Consider the following 18,978-nt stretch of genomic DNA (forward strand, 5'->3'; position numbering starts at 1 on the left):
GTTCCTCTCCGCGACCGCAGGCGCCGCACCTCTTGGTAGTTTAGAACGCGTGCCGCCTACGCTCCTGCTCGCCGATGCCGACACGGCGAAGGATGTCCTGACGTTCGTGGGCCGCGCCGGTCGCGCGGGTGACGGGGGAGTACGACTTCAGGCCTCGCGCGGGGTCCTGGCGCTGACCACGGCCGTGCTCTCGCCGCAGACCCTGTTCGATCAGACCCCCACGATCCTCGCGATGCGTATCGTGCACGCGGACCCTGAGCTCGAATGCGACCTGGTCGTCGACAGCCTGTCGCCCGCCGACACCCCCGAACGCCTCATGCTGCCGGACACCGGCCTGTCGCCGTCCTGGGCCGGGGTATCCCCGCCGCGCCAGGGCTGGACCGTGGAGGCGTCGCTGGAGGCGTCCGTCGTCGCGCAGCGCGCACAGTGGGGGATCTCCGCCGTGGCGCGGGGTGCGGGCGCCGGCTCGGGCGAGGAAGCGGTTCGCGCGCTCCGGGCGGCCATCTGGGGCGAGCCCGACGACGATCTCGGCGGGCTGCCGCGCGGTGTGGCGTTCGCCGCAGACGCCATGGGCTTCATCTCGGGCGAGGAACAGGTCGGGGTGTCGCGCGCCGGTCGCTGGTCGCGGCTCGCCTTCCGTCGCGGGCATGTGCTGGCACGAGGCCCCGTGGCGTCCGGGCTCACGGGCGTGCGGGCCACCGGCACCCGAGCCTGACGGCGCTGCCACCTCGGAGCGACGGGATGAGCGCCAGGGCCTGATGGGGCGGCCGCAGCGCCGGCGTGACCCGAGGGGGCGAGCCACGCTCGTCGATCGACCGCGCCGGGGCGTATCCGAGGGTTTCGCCACGAGCCCCGTGGCGCGGGGTCAGTCCGCCGCCGCGGCGGCCGACCTTCCCGCCTGTCGCCCGGAGAACAGGCACCCGCCGAGGAACGTGCCCTCCAACGCCCGGTACCCGTGGACACCGCCACCGCCGAAGCCGCTCGCCTCGCCCGCGGCGAACAGGCCAGGGATCGGGATGCCCTGGGCGTCCAGCGCACGACCGTCGAGGTCGGTGTGGATGCCGCCGAGCGACTTGCGGGTGAGGACGTGCAGCTTGACCGCGATCAACGGGCCGGCGGCCGGGTCCTGCAGCCGGTGCGGCGCTGCCGTCCGGATGAGCTTGTCACCGCGGTAGCCGCGCATCGAGCGCAGCATGCCGATCTGGGCATCCTTGGTGAACTCGTTCTCGATCTCGCGGTCGCGCGCGACCACCTCGCGCCGCACGGTGTCGATGTCGAGCAGCTCGCCACCGTCATGCCGGCTCATCTGCTCCAACAGCGACTCCAGGTCGTTCTCGACGATGAAGTCCTGTCCCTCGTCGAGGAACGCCTGGACGGGGCCGGTCGGTCCCTTGGCGAGCCGCGACTTCAGCAGCAGCCCCACATCCTTGCCAGTGAGGTCGGGGTTCTGCTCGCTGCCGGACAGGGCGAACTCCTTCTCCACGATCTGCCGCGACGTGACGAACCAGGAGTGGTCGTGACCGGTGCGCCGGAGGTGCGCGAGCGTCCCGAGCGTGTCGAACCCGGGGAACAGCGGCACGGGGAGGCGCGCGCCCGTCGCGTCGAGCCACAGGGACGAGGGGCCGGGGAGGATGCGGATGCCGTGCGCGGGCCACACCGGATGCCAGTTCGTGATCCCCTCCACGTAATGCCACATGCGGTCGCCGTTGATCAGGCGGGCGCCGGCGGCCGCGGTGACGGCCTGCATCGAGCCGTCGACATACGCCGGGACGCCGGAGAGCATGTGCGCCGGCGGCGTTCCCAGCCGTTCGGGCCACGCCGCACGGACGAGCTCGTGGTTGCCGCCGATCCCTCCGGACGACACGACGGTCGCCTTCGCCGTGATCTCGAACGCGCCGATCACCTCGCGGGAGGACGGCACTCCCCGTTCCGCACCGCTGGAGGCGAGGACGGAGCCGCGGGCGCCGGTGACACGTCCATCCGTGACGATGAGGCTCTCCACGCGGTGCCGCGCGAGCACGGTGAGCCGACCGCTGCGCTCGCCCTCCTCGACGGCCGCGGCGAAGGGGGCGACGATCCCGGGGCCGGTGCCCCAGGTGATGTGGAATCGCGGCACTGAGTTGCCCGGTCCGATCGCGCCGTAGCCGCCGCGCTCCGCCCAGCCGACCACGGGGAAGAAGCCAACGCCGAGGCTGCGCAGCCATGAGCGCTTCTCTCCGGCGGCGAACTGCAGATACGCCTCGGCCCAGCGGCGCGGCCACTCGTCCTCCGGGCGGTCGAAGCCCGCGTTGCCGAACCAGTCCTGGGTGGCGAGCTCGAGCGAGTCCTTGATGCCGAATCGGCGCTGCTCGGGGGAGTCCACGAAGAAGAGTCCGCCGAACGACCACCACGCCTGGCCGCCGAGGTTCGTCCGCGGCTCCTGGTCGACGACGATGACCCGGCGCCCGGCCGCCAGTGCTTCGCGGGCGGCGACCAGTCCGGCCAGCCCCCAACCGATCACCAGGACGTCCGTGGTCGGGGGCTTCGTCGTCATGTGTTCTCCGTTGATTCCTGACGTGCGCGGGTCTCGAGCGTCGGGCGCCCGTGGGGAGTCGTGCCGATGCCGGACGGCTCGAATGTGTTCACCATGGCATAGGCGGCGCGCTCCAGGTAGTCCCAGAGCGTGGATTCGTGCAGCGGAGACAATCGAGCCTCGTCGACGGCGGTGCGCATGTGACGAAGCCAACGATCACGCGCGTCCGGGTCGATGTGGAACGGCATGTGACGCATGCGCAGGCGCGGGTGTCCGCGGGTCTCGCCGTACGTGGTCGGACCGCCCCAGTACTGTTCCAGGAACATCCGCAGGCGGTCCTCGGCGGGACCCAGATCCTCCTCGGGATACATCGGCTTGAGCACCGGATCGAGGGCGACCTCGCGGTAGAACACGGAGACGATCTTCCGGAACGTCTCTGCGCCCCCGACCTCGTCGTAGAACGTCATCTGTCGCCACTCCCTTCGGTCGACGGCTTCTTGCGGCGCCAGATGCCGCGGTCCGGGATGACCGGCACGCCCGTGACGGCGTTCGGCCGGGTCTTCGGCGGGTTCGCCCCGCGTACGCGCCGTGCGCCTTCGAGCCCCGTCGGCACGACATCGGACATGCGCGGCACCGCGATCTCCTTCTCCAGCAGAGCGGCCCGCAGCCGGCGCCGCAGCTCCTGTGCGACGTCGTCTCTGGCGTTCGCCCTGGTCTTGATGACGACGCGGACCACGAGGGCGTCGCCGTCGATGGATTCCAGGCCCCACAGCTCGGGCTTCTCGACGATGCGCGTCCGCCACTTGGGGTCCTTCGCGAGGCCCTGTGCCGTCTCGAGCATGATGTGCTCGACCTGGTCGAGGTCGGCGTCCGGCGCGACGCCGGTGTCGACGATCGCGCGCGCCCAGCCCTGCGACATGTTGCCGATGCGCGTGACCTCGCCGTTGCGGACGTACCAGAGCGTGCCGTTCACGTCGCGGACCTGGGTAATGCGCACGCTCACGTACTCGACCACGCCGCTCGCCAGACCAAGGTCGACCACGTCACCGATGCCGATCTGGTCCTCCGCGACGAGGAACATCCCGTTGAGCACATCTTTGACGATGTTCTGGGCGCCGAAACCGAGACCAGCGCCCACGGCGGCGGTCAGCAGCGTGAGCGACCCGAGCAGGCTGGGACTGAGAGCGTTCACGACCAGCACGATCGCGATGACCACCAGCATCACGTTGACGATGTTCTGGAGGATCGTGCCCAGGGTCCTCGTGCGCTGGACCAGACGCATATCGGCGAGCGGAGAGCGTTCGAGCGCCTGGGTGTCGTCGACCGACGCCTTGTTCTTCGCGCTGTCCACGATCCGGTGCACGACGCGCCTGATCACGCCCCGCAGCACGAAAGCGATCACCACGCAGGAGGCGATGATGATCGCGACGACGAGCGCTTTGCCGCCGATGTGTCCGAGCAGGGTCAGCAGATCCTGGACCCAGTCGGGAAGCGCGGTGGGAGTGGGGTCGGGCGTGGTCTCGAGGGGGAGGATCATCACTGCCGAGTTTACCGAGCGGGCCTCTGCCCCGGCTGGAAGCGCGGCGGCAGAGGCCCGGACGGAGGGTGGCGCCGATCAGTCCTCGGCGTCGCGGGACTGCGCCGCCAGCGCGCGCTCGACGTCGGCGAGGTTCTCCAGCACGAGGCGACGGAGCGCCGGCGGAGCGTCCTGGTGCGAGGACAGCCACGAGCGCGTCGCGTCGCGCAGCGCCACGTCGGCCAGCGCCGTGGGGAACAGTCCGACGATGAGGTACTGGGCGATCTGGTAGGTGCGCGACTCCCACACCGGCAGCAGCATCTCGAAGTACTTCGGCACGAACTCGCCGAGCACTTCGGCGCCTGCGGGGTGCACGAAGCCGAGGGCTGCCGACCGGACGATCGTGTTCGGCGCGTCATCCCGCTCGATCAGAGAGGCCCACGCGGCCTGCTTCGAGGCGGCGTCGGGAAGAGCGGCTCGTGCCTGTGCGGCGAACTCCGCGCCCTTGGCGGTGTTGTCGGCGGCGAGAGCGGCGTCGATCGTCGCGGCGTCCGTCGCTCCGATGGTCGCGAGTCCGACGAGCAGCTGCCAGTTCAGGTCGGCGTCGATCTCGAGACCGGGGAGGGTCTCCTCGCCGGAGCGCAGGCGCCCGACGATGCCGGCGTGCTCAGGGGTGACCAGGGCGTTCGCGAACGCCGTGACGAACTGGAGCTGGCTGTCGCTGCCCGCCTCTGCGGCTTCGGCGAGGGCCCACAGGCCGTCCGCGACCTTGAGCCGCGCCGCCTGGCGCTCCTCGGGTCGCACGTACAGCGTGGCGGCCGTGCGCAGCTGGGCGAGTGTCGTGCGGACCGTGGTCGACTCGGTCTCGCGGCCGATGTTGCCCAGCACGAGGTCGATGTAGTCCGAGGCCGCCGTCTCCGCGTCGCGCGTCTGGTCCCAGGCGGCGCCCCACACGAGGGAGCGCGCAAGCGGGTCGTGGATGTCGGCGAGGTGTGCGATCGCCGTCGCCAGCGACTTCTCGTCGAGACGGATCTTGGCGTAGGCGAGGTCGTCGTCGTTCAGCAGGATCAGGTCGGGGCGCGCGAGGCCCTGCAGTTCGGGGACCTCGGTGCGGTCGCCGTCGACATCGACCTCGACGTGGTGGACGCGCGTGAGCGTGCCGTCCTGCAGCGAGTAGAAGCCGATGCCCAGGCGGTGCGGACGGATGGTCGGGTAGTCCGCCGGGGCGGTCTGGGTGATCGCGAAACGCGAGATCTTGCCGTCGTCGCCCTCGGCCACCACGGGCTCGAGCGTGTTGACGCCGGCCGTCTCCAGCCACTTCTTCGACCAGGTGCCCAGGTCGCGTCCACTCGTGGCCTCGAGCTCCGACAGCAGGTCGCTGAGCTCGGTGTTGCCCCACGAGTGCTTCTGGAAGTACTGCGACACCCCGGCGAAGAACGCCTCGATGCCGACCCACGCGGCGAGCTGCTTCAGCACGGAGCCGCCCTTGGCGTAGGTGATGCCGTCGAAGTTGACCTGCACGTCTTCCAGGTCGTTGATCTCCGCGACGATCGGGTGCGTAGAGGGGAGCTGATCCTGGCGATAGGCCCAGGTCTTCTCCATCGCGTTGAACGTGGTCCAGGCCTCGGTCCATTCGGTGGCCTCGGCCGTCGCGATGGTGGAGGCCCACTCCGCGAACGACTCGTTGAGCCACAGGTCGTTCCACCACTTCATGGTGACCAGGTCGCCGAACCACATGTGCGCGAGCTCGTGCAGGATCGTGACGACCCGGCGCTCCTTGACGGCGTCGGTGACCTTGCTGCGGAAGACGTAGGTCTCGGTGAACGTGACCGCACCCGCGTTCTCCATCGCCCCGGCGTTGAACTCGGGCACGAACAGCTGGTCGTACTTCGCGAACGGGTAGGGGACGCCGAACTTCGATTCGAAGTACGCGAAGCCCTCACGGGTCTTGTCGAAGATGTAGTCGGCGTCGAGGTGCTGCCACAGGCTCTTGCGGCCGTAGACGCCGAGCGGGATCACGCGGCCGGAGGCGCTGGTGAGCTCGGAGGACGTGGACTCGTAGGGTCCCGCGACGAGGGCGGTGATGTACGAGGAGATGCGCGGCGTCGGCTCGAAGCCCCAGGTGGCGGTGACGTCGTCGTCGTGCACGATGGGCTCGGGCGTGGGGGAGTTGGACACGACCTTCCACGCCGCGGGCGCCGTGACCGTGAACTGGAACGTCGCCTTGAGGTCGGGCTGCTCGAAGACCGCGAAGACGCGGCGCGAGTCCGGCACCTCGAACTGCGAGTACAGGTAGACCTCGCCGTCGACGGGGTCGACGAATCGGTGCAGGCCCTCGCCCGTGTTGGTGTAGAGGCAGTCCGCGTCGACGACGAGCACGTTCTCGGCCTGCAACCCGGACAGCGCGATGCGAGAGTCGGCGAAGACCTCCTGCGGGTCGAGCTGCTCGCCGTTGAGAGAGATCTCGCGCACGTCGCGGGCGATCAGATCGATGAAGGTGAAACCGTCGGGCGTCGCGGAGAAGCGCACGACGCTGCGGGAACCGAAGACCTCGGCGCCCTTCGTCAGATCGAGGGCGACCTCATAGGAGTGCGTGTCGATGACATCGCGGCGCTCCTGCGCTTCGATTCGGGTGAGGTTCTCTCCAGGCACAGCTGTACTCCCAGGGGTGAGGGGATGTCACCGGGGTCGGCGCAGTTGGCGCCGACGGCAACCATGACAGCCTACGCCAGTGCGCGAGGCGGGCTCACGCTCTGTGCGCATTCTCCCGGCGGCGAGCGGACACCGGTGCCTCGACGAGGTGGGAGGATGGAGGGGTGACTGCGATCGAGCCGAATGTCGTCCCCTTTGCCTCGCCTGCCGCCGCCAGCGGTGCGCCCTTCGTGACCACGCCCGTCGCGTACGATGCGATCCTCCTCGCCGGCTTCGGTGGCCCGGAGGGTCAGGAGGACGTGATCCCGTTCCTCCGCAACGTGACGCGCGGTCGCGGCATCCCCGATGAGCGGTTGGAGGAGGTCGCGCACCACTATCGTCACTTCGGCGGCGTGAGCCCCATCAACGGGCAGAACCGCGTGCTCAAGGAGGCGCTCGAGCAGGCGCTCGTCGCGCGCGGCATCGAGCTGCCCGTGTACTGGGGCAACCGCAACTGGGCCCCCTACCTCGAGGAGGTCGTGCCCGAGGCGGCGCGCAACGGGCACACCACGCTGCTCGCGTTCGCCACGAGCGCCTACAGCTCGTTCTCCAGCTGCCGCCAGTACCGCGAGGACTTCGCGCGCGTGCTGGAGGAGACCGGCCTCGGGGAGACCGTCACGATCGACAAGATCCGCCCGTTCTACGACCACCCGGGTTTCGTCGAGGCCTTCGAGTCGGGAGTGCGGGAGGCCATCGAGGGCTTTCTGGCGCAGGGCATCGCCGCGCCGGACATCCAGATCCTGTTCTCGACGCACAGCATCCCGACGGCCGACGCCGAGCGTTCCGGCGCCCGCGACATCGACTGGGGCGAGGGCGGCGCCTATGCCGCGCAGCACCTGGCCGTCGCGGCCTGGGTGATGGACCGGGTACGGCAGTCCGTGCCGGCGGCGGCCGACGTGGCCTGGGAGCTCGTCTACCAGTCGCGCTCGGGGCCCGCGTCGCAGCCGTGGCTCGAGCCGGACGTGTGCGACGTGATCGGTGAGCTTCCCGCGCGAGGGCGGCGCGCGGTCGCGGTCGTGCCGGTGGGATTCATGAGCGACCACATGGAGGTGCTCTGGGATCTCGACACCGAGGCGGCGGAGGCGGCGGAAGACGCGGGACTCGCGTTCACGCGCACGCCGACGCCTGGCGTGTCGCCGACGTTCGTCGAGGGGATCGTCGACCTGATCGAAGAGCGGCTGCAGGGGCGTCCGAACGAGGAGCGCGCTCACGTCACGTCGCTCCCCGGCGGCTTCGACGTCTGCCGGCCCGGCTGCTGCGAGAACGTCAGGGCGGGGTTCAAGCCGGCGGCCGCCGGCGTCGCCCCGTGACCGGAACGGGTGTCGGCGGCGGCTTCTAGGATGGAAGCCATGCGCATCCACATCGCCACCGATCACGCTGGACTCGATTTCTCCACGCAGCTGCAGGAGCACCTGCGGGCGGCGGGGCACGAGGTCGTCGACCACGGTCCGGTGGAGTACGACGCGCTCGACGACTACCCGGCGTTCTGCATCCGGGCTGCTCAGGCGGTGGTCGCCGATCAGGAGGCGGGCGTCGAGGCGCTGGGTGTCGTGTTCGGCGGATCCGGCAACGGCGAGCAGATCGCGGCGAACAAGGTGCGCGGTGTCCGCGCGGCCCTGGTGTGGAACCTCTCCACGGCCGAGCTCGCACGGGAGCACAACGACGCCAACGTGATCTCCATCGGCGCGCGGCAGCACACGTACGACGAGGTGACCTCCTTCATCGACCGGTTCATCTCGACCCCGTTCTCGGGCGATGAGCGTCATGTGCGCCGCATCGGACAGATCGCCGACTTCGAGCGCGACGGCTCGCTGCTCCCGGATCCGCGGGGCTGACATGCCCGAGGGTCACTCCGTTCACCGCATCGCCCGGCAGTTCGACCGCAACTTCGTCGGCAAGGTGCTCCGCGCCTCCAGCCCCCAGGGACGCTTCGCCGAGGGCGCGGCGATCCTCGACGGGCGCACGGCGACGAGCGTGCAGGCGGTCGGCAAGCAGATGTTCCTGGAGACCGAGGGCGACCTGTGGCTTCGCGTGCACCTCGGGCTCTACGGTGCCTGGGACTTCGCTGGCGAGATCCTCGTCGACCCCACGATCGCGTCTGCGAATGGTCGTATGGGTCAGACGAACCAGCGAGGCACCGTGCTGGAGGACCCGATCCTGGACGACGCCGGAGAGAACTCTCTCGCCTCGATCGGCGCCCCGCGACGCACGCGGGTGCACGTGCGCATGTCCGAGCAGACGAAGGGTCTCGCGGACGAGGGGGTGGAATGGCCGCCGCCCGTGGTGGGGCAGGTGCGTCTGCGGCTCATGACCGACATCACGGCCGCCGACCTGCGCGGCCCTACGGCGTGCGTCCTGCAGACGCCCGAGGAGATGCTCGCGACGGTCGCCAAGCTCGGTCCGGATCCGCTCGTCGGCGATACGGCCGAGAACGAGGAGCGCTTCGTCCGTGCGGTGCGCAAGAAGTCGACGCCCATCGCGCTGCTGCTGATGGACCAGGCGGTGGTGAGCGGCATCGGCAATGTGTATCGCGCGGAGATGCTCTACCGGCAGCGGCTCAATCCGCACACGCCCGGACGAGACGTGCCGGAGGATGTGGTGCGCGCCCTCTGGCACGACTGGGTGCGCCTGCTGGCGATCGGTGTCGAGACGGGTCAGATGATGACGATGGACGACCTGTCGCCCGACGAGTACCGTGCTGCGATGGCGAGCCGCGACGACCGGCATTGGGTGTACCACCGCGCCGGACTCCCGTGCCGGGTCTGCGGCACCGAGATCGCGCTCGAGGAGATCGGCGCGCGCAAGCTCTACTGGTGCCCCCGCTGCCAGGCGTGAGTCCGCGCTGGCGTGTGCGGGCGCCCCTAGGCTGAATCCATGCGACAGAATCCGAGCTTCACGCTCGCCGACGTGACCGAGATCCGGCGCGTGATCGAGGCCAACCCCTGGGCCACCATCGTGAGTTCGACCGACGACGGGCTCGTCGCCTCGCACTATGCCGTGCTGCTCGACGACGACCGCGACGACCTGACGATCGTGGCGCACGTCGGGCGTCCCGACGACCTCATCCACGGGCTGGGCGAGCGGGAACTGCTGGTGGTCTTCCAGGGCCCGCACGGCTACGTGTCGCCCGGCTGGTACGGCGATGTCCCCGCGGTGCCCACATGGAACTACACCGCCGTGCACCTGGCGGGCACACCCGAGATCCTGACGCCGGACGAGAACCTGCGGGTGCTCGACCGCCTCGTGGAGCGGTTCGAGAACGGCATGCCCGAGCCGCGACGGATGTGGCAGCGTCCCAACGATGCCGCGTTCGTGGAACGGCTCGCCGCAGGGACAGTGGGATTCCGCCTCACCCCCGCGCGCGTCGTCGCGAAGCGCAAGCTCAGCCAGAACAAGCCCGTCGAGACGATCGAGGCGGTGATCGCGGCACTCGAGAGCGAAGGCCCGTACACCAACCGTCCTCTGGCGGCGGAGATGCGGCGCGCTCAGGTGGCGCGCGAGGGGAACCGGGCATGACGGCGCGGAACGACACCGTCGGGACGGTGCGCGCCGTTCGTCTGGCCGGTCCCGGCCGGGAGTTCCTCATCGACGACGAACCGGTGGACCTTCACCTCGATGGCGGCGTCATCGTCGACATCGCGCCGACCGGCGCCCTGCGACCGCGTGGACAGGTGCTCGACGCCGATGGTCTCTGGGCGGTCCCCGGCTTGTGGGACAACCACGTGCACACGGTCCAGTGGGCGCTGGCGGCGGAGCGGGTCCCGTTGCATGACACGACCTCGGCGGCGGAAGCCGCGCTGCGGATGGGTGAGGCGCCGACGCTCCCCGACGGACGCCGCGTCGGTACGGGATTCCGCGACGCCCTGTGGCCGGATCGGCCGAGCCTGGAGCTGCTGGACGCGACGACGGGAGCGGCGCCCACCTACCTCATCAACGCCGACGTGCACAGCGTGTGGCTGAACACCGCTGCTCTCGCCCGCGAAGGCTTCCGTGCTGACGACGGGGTCCTGCGCGAAGAGGACGCCTTCGAGATCTCGCGCCGCCTCAACGCGGTCGACCCGGCGCACAGCGACGAGGCCGTGCTCCGCGCCGGTGAGGCCGCAGCGGCGCGAGGCGTCACCGGACTGGTCGATTTCGACATGGCGTGGAACGCCGCTGCCTGGCCGCGCCGCGTCCGTGCGGGCTTCGCCTCGCACCGCGTGGAGTTCGCGTTCTATCCCGCAGACCTCGATCGTGCCGTGACCGAAGGGCTGCGTAGCGGCGAGCCGCACGAGGAACCGGACACTCCCGCCGAGGCGCGCGGTCTGATCCGTGTCGGCTCGCTCAAGATCATCACGGACGGGTCGCTGGGAACCCGCACCGCCGCGTGCTCTCATGCCTATCCGGACGACCCCGGCAACTACGGGGTCCTGACGGTACCGGGCGATGAGCTCGTCGCCCTGCTGACCACCGCGACCGGCGCGGGCATCACGGCGGCCGTGCACGCCATCGGCGACCGCGCTGTCACGTCCGCCCTCGACGCCTTCATGGTCACCGGGGCGACCGGTTCCCTGGAGCACGCCCAGCTCGTGCGTCATGCCGACCTGGCGCGGTTCGCGCGCCTCGGTGTGATCGCCAGCGTGCAGCCGCAGCACGCCGTCGACGACCGTGACTTCGTCGAGCACCACTGGGCAGGGCAGACCTCTCTCGGCTACCCGCTGTCGTCTCTGTTCGCCGCCGGTGCCGAGGTGCGGTTCGGTTCCGACGCCCCGGTGGCGCCCCTCGACCCGTGGCAGGCTCTGTCGGCGGCGGTCTGGCGCACGGATGACGAGCGGGAATCGTGGCACCCGGAGGAACGCCTCACGGTAGACCAGGCGTTGAGCGCCAGCGTGCGCTCCACGCTCCGCCCTGGGGAGATCGCCGATATCGCGCTCACGTCCGCGGATCCGCGCACCGCAGATGCCGCCGCGTTGCGCGCGATGCCCGTAGCCGCCACCCTTCTCGCGGGCCGCGTGACCCACGTCGGCTGAGCCTCGCGCACGCGGAGAGGGCGGCCTCGGTATCCCGGGGCCGCCCTCTCCGAAGGTGCTGACTGGTCAGGCCGCGATATGCGACACGAGGAACCAGCGGTCCTTCTCCAGTCCGCGCTGGATCTCGATCGCGACGTCCTGGCTGGTCAGGTCGACCTCGTCGAGGCCCTCGACGGCCGCCTTGACGTCGACGAGGATGGCGTCGATATCGGCGATGACCGCGCGGACGAGTTCATCCGACTGCGCGAAGCCGGCGGCGACCGACGTCGAACCGGCCTTCTCTGCGACGGCCGAGACACGCGCGTCGATCGGGAGTCCGAGGGCGACGATCCGCTCGGCGGCGGTGTCGGCGAAGTCGCCGGCGTGGGCGACGATGGTGTCGAGGAGTTCGTGGACGCCGACGAAGTTCGCCCCGCGCACGTGCCAGTGCGCCTGCTTGCCGTTGATGGTCAGGGCCTGAAGGCCGAGGACGACGGGGGAGAGGAACTGCGCGGCGCCGGCGGCGACGGTGGGGTCGATGGCGGTGGGGGAAACGGTCTGTGCCTTGCTCATCTTGTGCTCCTCCGGGAGATTCTCGTGTCTGATGGGAACAACGCTACTCAGCTGAGAATGTTCCGCAAGGAAGATGAGGCATCGCTTACCGCCGGGAATCGGCGCGGGACGGGCGACGGCTAGAGTCGCTGCATGAGCGACGACGCGACCATCCTGTCTCTGCCCGGCCGCACTCCCGATCTCGACGACTCGGTGTTCCTCGCCGCGGGCGCCAGGGTGATCGGGGAGGTGACCATCGGGGAAGGGTCCAGCGTCTGGTACAACGCGGTCCTTCGGGCGGACTCCGCTGCGATCACGATGGGCGCCGGCAGCAACGCGCAGGACAACGTGTCGATCCATGTCGACAGCGGACACCCGGTCGTGATCGGAGACGATGTCTCGATCGGGCACAACGCCGTCGTGCACGGCTGTCGGATCGGCGACGGTTCGCTCATCGGAATGGGAGCCGTGGTGCTGTCAGGCGCCCGTATCGGCTCGGAGTGCCTCATCGCCGGCGGCGCGCTCGTACTCGGCGACGCGGAGGTGCCGGACGGCTCGCTGGTGGCGGGCGTCCCGGCCCGCGTTCGTCGCGCGCTGAGCGACGAGGAGCGTGCCGGGTTACGGGAGAACGCTCGGATCTATCGCGCACACGTCGAGACCCATCGTGGTGCGGCGCACGCCGACGCGTCCGGGGAGGAGAGCGGTTCGGACGGGCGGTAGTCTCGGAGGGCAGGGGGCGGTGGCCAAGCTGGTTAAGGCAGTGGGCTCATAACCCAACGATCGCGGGTTCAAGTCCCGCCCGCCCTACGACTCGGATTTGCACGGGATCCATGCCGCCATGGGGCGCACCGGATGAGGAGGCTGAGAGCATCCGCACTCCGAAGGGAAGTCATGCAGCTCTCACCAGAATCCGAGACCGTCGTTCGCGCCACCGCCGGTGTGGTCGCCGAGCACGCCGAGGAGATCACTCGACTGTTCTATCCGCGGATGTTCGCGGCGCACCCCGAGCTTCTCAGGGTCTTCAACCGGGCGCACCAGGCGCACGGTGAGCAGCCGAGGGCACTCGCCGCCTCGGTCGTCGCATTTGCCGTGTCCCTGATCGATCCCGAGGCGCCCGATTTCACGCCCGTGATGCGGCGTATCGCTCACAAGCACGTCTCGCTCGGGATCCGCGCGCGTCAGTACACGATCGTGGGACACCATCTGCTCGACGCCGTGGGGATCGTGCTGGGCGACGCGGTGACCCCGGAGGTCCGTGCTGCCTGGGACGAGGTGTACTGGCTGTTCGGGTGCTCACTCATCGCGGAAGAGGCTCGACTGTATGCGTTGGCCGGCACCGACCCCGAACACCCGTGGCGCAAGCACCGCGTGGTCGAGCGGATCGCGGAGGCCGACGACGTGATCACCCTCGTGCTCGAACCCCTCGACGGTGCGGTCGCCGATCACCGCGCGGGGCAGTACGTGGCCGTCGCCGTGGATCTGCCGGACGGCTCACGGCAGCCGCGTCAGTACACGCTGTCGTGTGCGCCCGGGGGCGGAGCACTGCGGGTGACCGTGAAGCGGGTGCGCGGGATCGATGGTACGCCCGACGGCCAGGTGTCCACGTGGCTGCACGACAACGCGATGCCCGGCACGATCCTCGACGTCTCACAGCCCGCCGGTGACGTCGTCCTCGATGAGTCGCACGACCCGCTGGTGCTGGTCTCGGCAGGGATCGGCGTCACCCCGGTCGCGGCGATGCTGGACGGCGTTCGACGCACGCAGCCCGAGCGCACTGTGCGGCTCTTCCATGCCGATCGCACACCGTCGTCGCACGCGCTGGTCGGCCCCGTGCAGGAGAACCTCAGCGGCCTGGAGGATGCGACGGCGGTGCGCTGGTACTCGTCGGCCCCGACGGACGCTCCTGTCCTCGACGGCGTGCGCGCCGGGCGGATGGACCTGACGGATGTCGAGCTTCCCGCCGGGGCGCGGGTGCTCCTGTGCGGACCCCTCGGCTTCATGCGCGACATGCGCGCGTCACTGCTCGGGCGCGGCGTCCCCGCGGAGCGGATCGACTACGAGGTGTTCGGCCCCGACACCTGGATGCGCCATCCAGCGGACGCGTCGGCGGCGTGAGCAGCGACCGGTCGCGGACTCCGGTTCACCGGGGCCTTCCGACAGCGGAACGCCAGGAGAGGGCCGTGTCAAGCCCCTCCTGTCGACCTTCTGGACGCGCCACCCTCTTTCTGTGCGGCGTCCGCCGCTGAACGGGAGGCAACATGAGCATCGGCACTGGAATCGTGCTCTTCGTGATCGGGGCGATCCTCGTCTTCGCGGTGAACGTCGAGGTGACCTGGGTGAATCTCGACATGGTCGGATACATCCTCATGGGAGCCGGAGTCGTCGTCTTCTTGATCGGCATCGTGCTCCTGGCACGTCGCCGTCGGACCGAGACCGTCTCGCGCACGTATGTCGATCCCGCCACGGGGGAACCCACCACCCGACGGTCGGTGAGCTCAAGTTCCGACGACGGGCTCTGAGCGACACGGACGGCTCGCGGGGACCCTGGGCCCCGCGAGCCGTCTGCGTGTCAGCTGATGTCGGCGCCCTCGAGATGCTCCTCGACGAGGGTGATGCCGCCGCTCGAGTTCGCGGAATGGGCGAGCTCCTCGATCCACCGTCGACTCAGTTCCGGCGGCTCGGGAGCGTCGAACACGAAGCGCAGCGGGATGGAGGGGTGCAGCCACAGCGTCGAACGGCCGGGTGCGTCGCCCTCGGGGTGCCGCCAGGAGAGCGTGAAGCTCTCATTGCGACGAAGCTTGGTGGCGATGACGACCTTGAGGTGGGCGAGCGCCCTGTCGTCGATCTGGATCGGGGTCTGAGTGTCTCCGTAGTAGAGGCTTCCCATCGTCAACCGACCTTGGTGCAGCAGAGGACTGCGGTGTTCATGGGGGCTCCTCGAAACATGCTGGGGGCCGGACGGGGTGATCCGGATACTTCGGACTCTAATCGGCTCAGCCGATAGAGCCCGAGAGGGCGCGCAACTCGCCGTCACGCACGAAACAAGTGTGCGCGCGGTGTCAGGTCCGGGGCAACGTCGGCGGCATGGAGTACGCCTCACGATAGGCCGCGGCGAAGCGCGAGGAGTTGCTGAACCCCCACCGCCGCGCGATCGTCGCCACGGAGGCCCCGTTGCGGGCCAGCAGGTCTCTATGGGCTCCGTCGAGGCGGGCCCGACGCAGTGCCTCGGTGGGGGTGATGTCGAGCGCCCGACGGAAGGCGTACTGAAGTCCCCGCGTGGACATGTACGCGGCGGCTGCCACGTCATCGATCGTGATCGGGAGATGGGCGTTGTCGTCGATGTACGCGAGGGCGCGCCGCACCGACGCAGGGGCGCCCGACCGCTGGCTCGGCCGGCGCAACGCATCGCTGAAGGTCGTCGAGAAGCTGGTCATGGTGAGCATGAGCGCGTGGCGCTCCAACTCCTTCATCACCAGCGGGTCGAGGGCCTCGCCTTCGACGAGAGTGCCGTCGAGGTAGGAGAACATCGATCCCCATCGTTCGGCATCGGCGGGCGAGTGGGGGGAGAGCCCGGTGGCTTTGAGCTGGACCCGGTCGTCACCGGTCACCTGACGCAGGGCCGTCTCGGCGTGCGTCCGATCGAACACGATCGCGCGCACGCGAGCGCCACGCTCCCACGTCGCGTCCACCTGTGCTCCGTCGGTGATCCACGGCACACCGCCGTCCAGCGTTTGACGATGCGACCACACCCGCGCGTCCGGAGAGTCGACACGGCACACCAGCAGTTGATCGTCCGGCTGCGTTCTGGCGTGCACCTGTGCGGCGAGGTCGTAACGGAGGACCGTGGTGGCCCCGAGCTCCATCGAACGCCAATCGAAGCGGAAGCGATGGGGGTCGACGTCCTCCAGCGTGGCGGACGGAACGAACTGCTTCCAGGTGGTCTCCACCTGCGCGACGTCCCTGGATGTGAACTGCACCTTCGGCCCCTCGTTGCGTGGCCGACCCGAAGAGGAAGGCCACTTGGGACGATAACCCATCTGCCTGACAGCGGGAGAGCGAGGGCCCACGGCGGCTCGTAGACTCGGGGTATGACCGTGCCTTCCCCCTACGCGGACCGCCTGAGCACCCTGCCCGTGGAGCGCCACGAGGTCGCCGTCCGCGGCGGTGTCACGGCGTACTGGGAGTACGGTCCGCGCGATGCCGACACGACCATCGTCGCCGTGCACGGGTTCCGCGGCGAGCACCACGGCCTCGAGCCGGTGCTCGCGTACCTTCCGGAGGTGCGGGTGCTGGTCCCGGATCTCCCGGGCTTCGGGGAGACCGCGCCGCTCCCCGGACGGCGCCACGACCTGGACGAATACGCCGCGTGGTTGTCGGACTTCGTCGCAGCCACCGCCCCGGGAGCGGTGATCCTCGGCCACTCCTTCGGCTCCATCGTCGCGGCGGCCGCCGTCGCGGGTGGTCTCGCGACGCCGCGCCTGATCCTCCTCAACCCCATCGGCGCGCCGGCACTGGAGGGGCCGAAGGGGCTGATGACCCGGCTGGCGGTGCTCTACTACGCCCTCGGCGCGAAGCTGCCCGACCGGCTCGGTACCGCGGTGCTGCGAAACCGGGTCATCGTGCGCGTGATGAGCATCACGATGGCGAAGACCCGCGACCCGGGGCTGCGCCGCTTCATCCACGATCAGCACGACACCTACTTCTCCCGGTTCTCCGACCGCGACGTGCTGCACGATGCGTTCGTCGCGAGCGTGTCGCACGACGTGCGCGAGTTCGCGCCGCGCATCGACGTGCCGACGCTGCTGGTCGCGGCGCAGCGCGACGACATCACGCCCATCGAGGCGGAGCGGCGGCTGGCGACCCTGTTCGCCGACGCGGAACTCGTCGAGATCGCCCACGTCGGACATTTGATCCACTACGAGACCCCGGTCGAAGCAGCCGGGGCGATCAGGCGCTTCCTGAGGATTCCCGTCGTGCGAGGCCGATGAGCCCCGCCACCCGGAACGGGATCACCTCGCCCATGGCCAGGGAGGTCTCGGTGCGCTCGACCCCGTCGATCGACAGGATGCGTGCGTCGGTGTCGAACAGGTGCCTGGCGTCACGGCACGCGACGCGGGCGAGGAGGTCGATCGATCCGCTGAGTCCGTGCGCCTGCACGACCTCGGGGATGCGCGCGAGTTCGGTGATGATGCGGGGAAGCTCGGTCTGGCGTACGCCGATGCTGACGAAGGCCTGCAGCGGGAAGCCCAGGACGTCGGGGGAGAAGGCGCGCTCGTAGGAGAGGAAGACGCCGGTCTGATCCAGGCGGGCCATCCGCGCCTGGATCGTGTTGCGAGACAGCCCCATCTTCTCCGCGAGCGCGACGATCGTGATCCGCGGATCGTCGGCGAGCGACGCGAGCAGCTCGAGATCGATTCGGTCCAGTCCAGGCATAGTGCCAAACCCTAGCAGGCTCGAACCGGCGAAAAATGAGCAACATGCTCAAGTGGTGGACGATTGCTTGAGCGAGGTGTTGAGCAGACGTACCCTCAGACCATGCCGGTGATGACGCCGGCACCGTTGCGCGGAGCCCCACGAGGGCCGCCGGACGAGGAGGACGACGATGTCACCGCAGGCCACACCGATCGCAGACACCGCCCAGGATCTGGAACTCTCGGAGCGCCTTCTCGCCCCGGACGGGTCCCGCGTTCAGAACCCGCGCCTCGACCCGTTCGTCGTGGACGTGGACGCCGCGCAGCTCCGCGCGCTCCACCGCGACATGGTCGTACTCCGTCGCATCGACGCGGAGGGCGTGGCGCTGCAGCGTCAGGGTCAGCTCGGACTGTGGGCGCCGTGTCAGGGCCAGGAGGCGACGCAGATCGGCACCGCTCGAGCTCTCGACCCCCGCGACTTCGTGTTCCCCAGCTACCGCGAGACCGGCGTGATCTACGCGCGCGGCGCCCAGCCGGGCGATTACGTGCGCATGTGGCGCGGGGAGGAGGGGGCGGCGTACGACCCCGCCGCTCTCGGTGTCGCGCCGCTGCAGATCATCATCGGCGCGCAGACGCTCCACGCCGTCGGCTACGCACTGGGGATCCAGCACGAGAAGGCGCCGGAAGTGGCGGTCACCTATTTCGGGGACGGTGCGACGAGTCAGGGTGACGTCAACGAGGCGATGATCTTCGCCGCCTCGTACCAGGCCCCCGTCGTGTTCGTCTGTCAGAACAACCACTGGGCGATCTCGGAGCCGGTTGCGGTGCAGTCGCAGTACCCGATCGCGGGACGGGCGCCCGGATTCGGAATCCCCAGCCTGCGGGTCGACGGCAACGACGTGCTCGCGTGCCTGGCGGCGATGCGGTGGGCCCTCGACCATGCGCGTTCCGGCCGTGGACCCGCGTACATCGAGGCCGTGACCTACCGCATGGGCCCGCACACCACCGCGGACGACCCCACCCGGTACCGCGACGACGCGGAGCTGGAGGCCTGGCGTCGGCGGGATCCGATCGCTCGGCTCGAGGCGTACCTGCGCCGTGTGGGGGAGTTCGACGACGACCACGTGGCGGACACGCAGGCGGCGGCTGACGCGGTGGCGAAGGAGATGCGGGCGGCCTGTCTCGGAATGGTCACGCGTCCGCCGCTGGCCGTGTTCGACGGCGTGTACGCCGAGGCGCACACGGGACTGGAGCGCCAGCGCGACGAATACGCCGCGTACCTCGCGTCGTTCGAGAGCGAGGTGTGAC

At 69.7% G+C, this 18,978-nt stretch carries 19 protein-coding genes and 1 tRNA gene; 12 read left to right on the forward strand and 8 right to left on the reverse strand.

Annotated features, from left to right (window positions below; genetic code table 11):
- The first annotated feature begins 49 nt into the window (after positions 1–49).
- The gene (locus tag ACWGQ1_RS08525; protein ID WP_452312777.1) at positions 50–715 is read left to right on the forward strand and encodes a hypothetical protein; all 666 of its coding nucleotides are present in this window, start codon (positions 50–52) and stop codon (positions 713–715) included.
- A 150-nt stretch (positions 716–865) separates the two neighbouring features.
- Here ACWGQ1_RS08525 and ACWGQ1_RS08530 read toward each other — a convergent pair whose 3' ends face one another.
- From ACWGQ1_RS08530 to pepN, 4 genes are all read right to left on the reverse strand, one after another.
- Positions 866–2,533, reverse strand: a complete 1,668-nt coding sequence (locus ACWGQ1_RS08530) for an FAD-binding dehydrogenase (RefSeq protein ID WP_452312778.1) — start codon at positions 2,531–2,533, stop codon at positions 866–868.
- On the reverse strand, positions 2,530–2,979 hold the full coding sequence (locus ACWGQ1_RS08535; RefSeq protein WP_136037375.1) for a globin: 450 nt from the start codon (positions 2,977–2,979) through the stop codon (positions 2,530–2,532). Before ACWGQ1_RS08535 ends, ACWGQ1_RS08530 begins: the two co-directional genes overlap by 4 nt.
- On the reverse strand, positions 2,976–4,049 hold the full coding sequence (locus ACWGQ1_RS08540) for a mechanosensitive ion channel domain-containing protein (protein ID WP_452312779.1): 1,074 nt from the start codon (positions 4,047–4,049) through the stop codon (positions 2,976–2,978). Before ACWGQ1_RS08540 ends, ACWGQ1_RS08535 begins: the two co-directional genes overlap by 4 nt.
- A gap of 78 nt (positions 4,050–4,127) precedes the next feature.
- The gene (gene pepN, locus ACWGQ1_RS08545; protein WP_452312780.1) at positions 4,128–6,680 is read right to left on the reverse strand and encodes an aminopeptidase N; all 2,553 of its coding nucleotides are present in this window, start codon (positions 6,678–6,680) and stop codon (positions 4,128–4,130) included.
- Positions 6,681–6,844: 164 nt separating this feature from the next.
- Here pepN and ACWGQ1_RS08550 point away from each other — a divergent pair, with 164 nt between their 5' ends.
- From ACWGQ1_RS08550 to ACWGQ1_RS08570, 5 genes are read left to right on the forward strand one after another with little or no spacing between them, the layout of a single operon-like run.
- Entirely contained in the window at positions 6,845–8,029 is a 1,185-nt protein-coding gene (locus tag ACWGQ1_RS08550; RefSeq protein ID WP_136037372.1) for a ferrochelatase, read from the forward strand.
- A gap of 39 nt (positions 8,030–8,068) precedes the next feature.
- Positions 8,069–8,554, forward strand: coding sequence for a ribose-5-phosphate isomerase (locus tag ACWGQ1_RS08555; RefSeq protein WP_136037371.1), 486 nt, complete (start codon positions 8,069–8,071; stop codon positions 8,552–8,554).
- A gap of 1 nt (position 8,555) precedes the next feature.
- Positions 8,556–9,554 (forward strand): DNA-formamidopyrimidine glycosylase family protein, encoded by a 999-nt coding sequence (locus ACWGQ1_RS08560; protein ID WP_452312781.1) that lies wholly within the window; start codon positions 8,556–8,558, stop codon positions 9,552–9,554.
- Between the two features lie 39 nt (positions 9,555–9,593).
- Positions 9,594–10,235 (forward strand): FMN-binding negative transcriptional regulator, encoded by a 642-nt coding sequence (locus ACWGQ1_RS08565; RefSeq protein WP_452312782.1) that lies wholly within the window; start codon positions 9,594–9,596, stop codon positions 10,233–10,235.
- Positions 10,232–11,728 carry an amidohydrolase gene (locus tag ACWGQ1_RS08570; RefSeq protein WP_136037370.1) on the forward strand — a complete coding sequence of 499 codons (1,497 nt, stop codon included), beginning with the start codon at positions 10,232–10,234 and terminating at the stop codon, positions 11,726–11,728. Before ACWGQ1_RS08565 ends, ACWGQ1_RS08570 begins: the two co-directional genes overlap by 4 nt.
- 66 nt (positions 11,729–11,794) lie before the next feature.
- Here ACWGQ1_RS08570 and ACWGQ1_RS08575 read toward each other — a convergent pair whose 3' ends face one another.
- Positions 11,795–12,280, reverse strand: coding sequence for a ferritin-like domain-containing protein (locus ACWGQ1_RS08575; RefSeq protein ID WP_452312783.1), 486 nt, complete (start codon positions 12,278–12,280; stop codon positions 11,795–11,797).
- 132 nt (positions 12,281–12,412) lie between these two features.
- On the opposite strand from ACWGQ1_RS08575, the gene ACWGQ1_RS08580 reads away from it, so the two are divergent.
- The 4 genes from ACWGQ1_RS08580 (at position 12,413) to ACWGQ1_RS08595 (ending at position 14,778) form a co-directional block, all read left to right on the forward strand.
- Positions 12,413–12,979: a gamma carbonic anhydrase family protein gene (locus ACWGQ1_RS08580; RefSeq protein WP_136031901.1), complete on the forward strand. Its 567-nt coding sequence runs from the start codon at positions 12,413–12,415 to the stop codon at positions 12,977–12,979.
- Positions 12,980–12,992: 13 nt separating this feature from the next.
- A tRNA-Ile gene (locus ACWGQ1_RS08585) sits at positions 12,993–13,066 on the forward strand.
- Between the two features lie 45 nt (positions 13,067–13,111).
- The gene (locus ACWGQ1_RS08590) at positions 13,112–14,374 is read left to right on the forward strand and encodes a globin domain-containing protein (RefSeq protein WP_452312784.1); all 1,263 of its coding nucleotides are present in this window, start codon (positions 13,112–13,114) and stop codon (positions 14,372–14,374) included.
- Between the two features lie 143 nt (positions 14,375–14,517).
- The gene (locus ACWGQ1_RS08595) at positions 14,518–14,778 is read left to right on the forward strand and encodes a DUF6458 family protein (RefSeq protein WP_136031905.1); all 261 of its coding nucleotides are present in this window, start codon (positions 14,518–14,520) and stop codon (positions 14,776–14,778) included.
- Between the two features lie 50 nt (positions 14,779–14,828).
- Here the strand turns inward: ACWGQ1_RS08595 and ACWGQ1_RS08600 are convergent, their stop codons facing one another.
- Positions 14,829–15,146 (reverse strand): DUF7882 family protein, encoded by a 318-nt coding sequence (locus ACWGQ1_RS08600; RefSeq protein ID WP_136037366.1) that lies wholly within the window; start codon positions 15,144–15,146, stop codon positions 14,829–14,831.
- Between the two features lie 172 nt (positions 15,147–15,318).
- Positions 15,319–16,236: a helix-turn-helix domain-containing protein gene (locus ACWGQ1_RS08605; RefSeq protein ID WP_452312785.1), complete on the reverse strand. Its 918-nt coding sequence runs from the start codon at positions 16,234–16,236 to the stop codon at positions 15,319–15,321.
- A 111-nt stretch (positions 16,237–16,347) separates the two neighbouring features.
- Here ACWGQ1_RS08605 and ACWGQ1_RS08610 point away from each other — a divergent pair, with 111 nt between their 5' ends.
- Positions 16,348–17,247: an alpha/beta fold hydrolase gene (locus ACWGQ1_RS08610; protein WP_452312786.1), complete on the forward strand. Its 900-nt coding sequence runs from the start codon at positions 16,348–16,350 to the stop codon at positions 17,245–17,247.
- Here the strand turns inward: ACWGQ1_RS08610 and ACWGQ1_RS08615 are convergent.
- The gene (locus tag ACWGQ1_RS08615) at positions 17,207–17,692 is read right to left on the reverse strand and encodes an Lrp/AsnC family transcriptional regulator (RefSeq protein ID WP_136032312.1); all 486 of its coding nucleotides are present in this window, start codon (positions 17,690–17,692) and stop codon (positions 17,207–17,209) included. The genes ACWGQ1_RS08610 and ACWGQ1_RS08615 overlap by 41 nt on opposite strands.
- Before the next feature lie 169 nt (positions 17,693–17,861).
- On the opposite strand from ACWGQ1_RS08615, the gene pdhA reads away from it, so the two are divergent.
- A complete protein-coding gene (pdhA, locus tag ACWGQ1_RS08620) occupies positions 17,862–18,977 on the forward strand; it encodes a pyruvate dehydrogenase (acetyl-transferring) E1 component subunit alpha (protein ID WP_452312787.1) in 1,116 nt (371 codons plus the stop codon).
- The last annotated feature ends 1 nt before the right edge of the window (position 18,978 follow it).

The sequence above is a fragment of the Microbacterium sp. NPDC055599 genome (assembly GCF_053618975.1).

Bases quoted from the DNA above. Each gene is read 5' to 3' on its own strand.
- ACWGQ1_RS08555 (WP_136037371.1), top strand. From the start codon at position 8,069: ATGCGCATCCACATCGCCACCGATCACGCTGGACTCGATTTCTCCACG.
- ACWGQ1_RS08560 (WP_452312781.1), top strand. From the start codon at position 8,556: ATGCCCGAGGGTCACTCCGTTCACCGCATCGCCCGGCAGTTCGACCGC.
- ACWGQ1_RS08575 (WP_452312783.1), bottom strand. From the start codon at position 12,280: ATGAGCAAGGCACAGACCGTTTCCCCCACCGCCATCGACCCCACCGTC.
- ACWGQ1_RS08535 (WP_136037375.1), bottom strand. From the start codon at position 2,979: ATGACGTTCTACGACGAGGTCGGGGGCGCAGAGACGTTCCGGAAGATC.
- ACWGQ1_RS08540 (WP_452312779.1), bottom strand. From the start codon at position 4,049: ATGATCCTCCCCCTCGAGACCACGCCCGACCCCACTCCCACCGCGCTT.
- ACWGQ1_RS08595 (WP_136031905.1), top strand. From the start codon at position 14,518: ATGAGCATCGGCACTGGAATCGTGCTCTTCGTGATCGGGGCGATCCTC.
- ACWGQ1_RS08610 (WP_452312786.1), top strand. From the start codon at position 16,348: ATGACCGTGCCTTCCCCCTACGCGGACCGCCTGAGCACCCTGCCCGTG.
- ACWGQ1_RS08530 (WP_452312778.1), bottom strand. From the start codon at position 2,533: ATGACGACGAAGCCCCCGACCACGGACGTCCTGGTGATCGGTTGGGGG.
- ACWGQ1_RS08590 (WP_452312784.1), top strand. From the start codon at position 13,112: ATGAGGAGGCTGAGAGCATCCGCACTCCGAAGGGAAGTCATGCAGCTC.
- ACWGQ1_RS08615 (WP_136032312.1), bottom strand. From the start codon at position 17,692: ATGCCTGGACTGGACCGAATCGATCTCGAGCTGCTCGCGTCGCTCGCC.
- ACWGQ1_RS08580 (WP_136031901.1), top strand. From the start codon at position 12,413: ATGAGCGACGACGCGACCATCCTGTCTCTGCCCGGCCGCACTCCCGAT.
- ACWGQ1_RS08570 (WP_136037370.1), top strand. From the start codon at position 10,232: ATGACGGCGCGGAACGACACCGTCGGGACGGTGCGCGCCGTTCGTCTG.
- ACWGQ1_RS08600 (WP_136037366.1), bottom strand. From the start codon at position 15,146: ATGGGAAGCCTCTACTACGGAGACACTCAGACCCCGATCCAGATCGAC.
- pdhA (WP_452312787.1), top strand. From the start codon at position 17,862: ATGTCACCGCAGGCCACACCGATCGCAGACACCGCCCAGGATCTGGAA.
- ACWGQ1_RS08565 (WP_452312782.1), top strand. From the start codon at position 9,594: ATGCGACAGAATCCGAGCTTCACGCTCGCCGACGTGACCGAGATCCGG.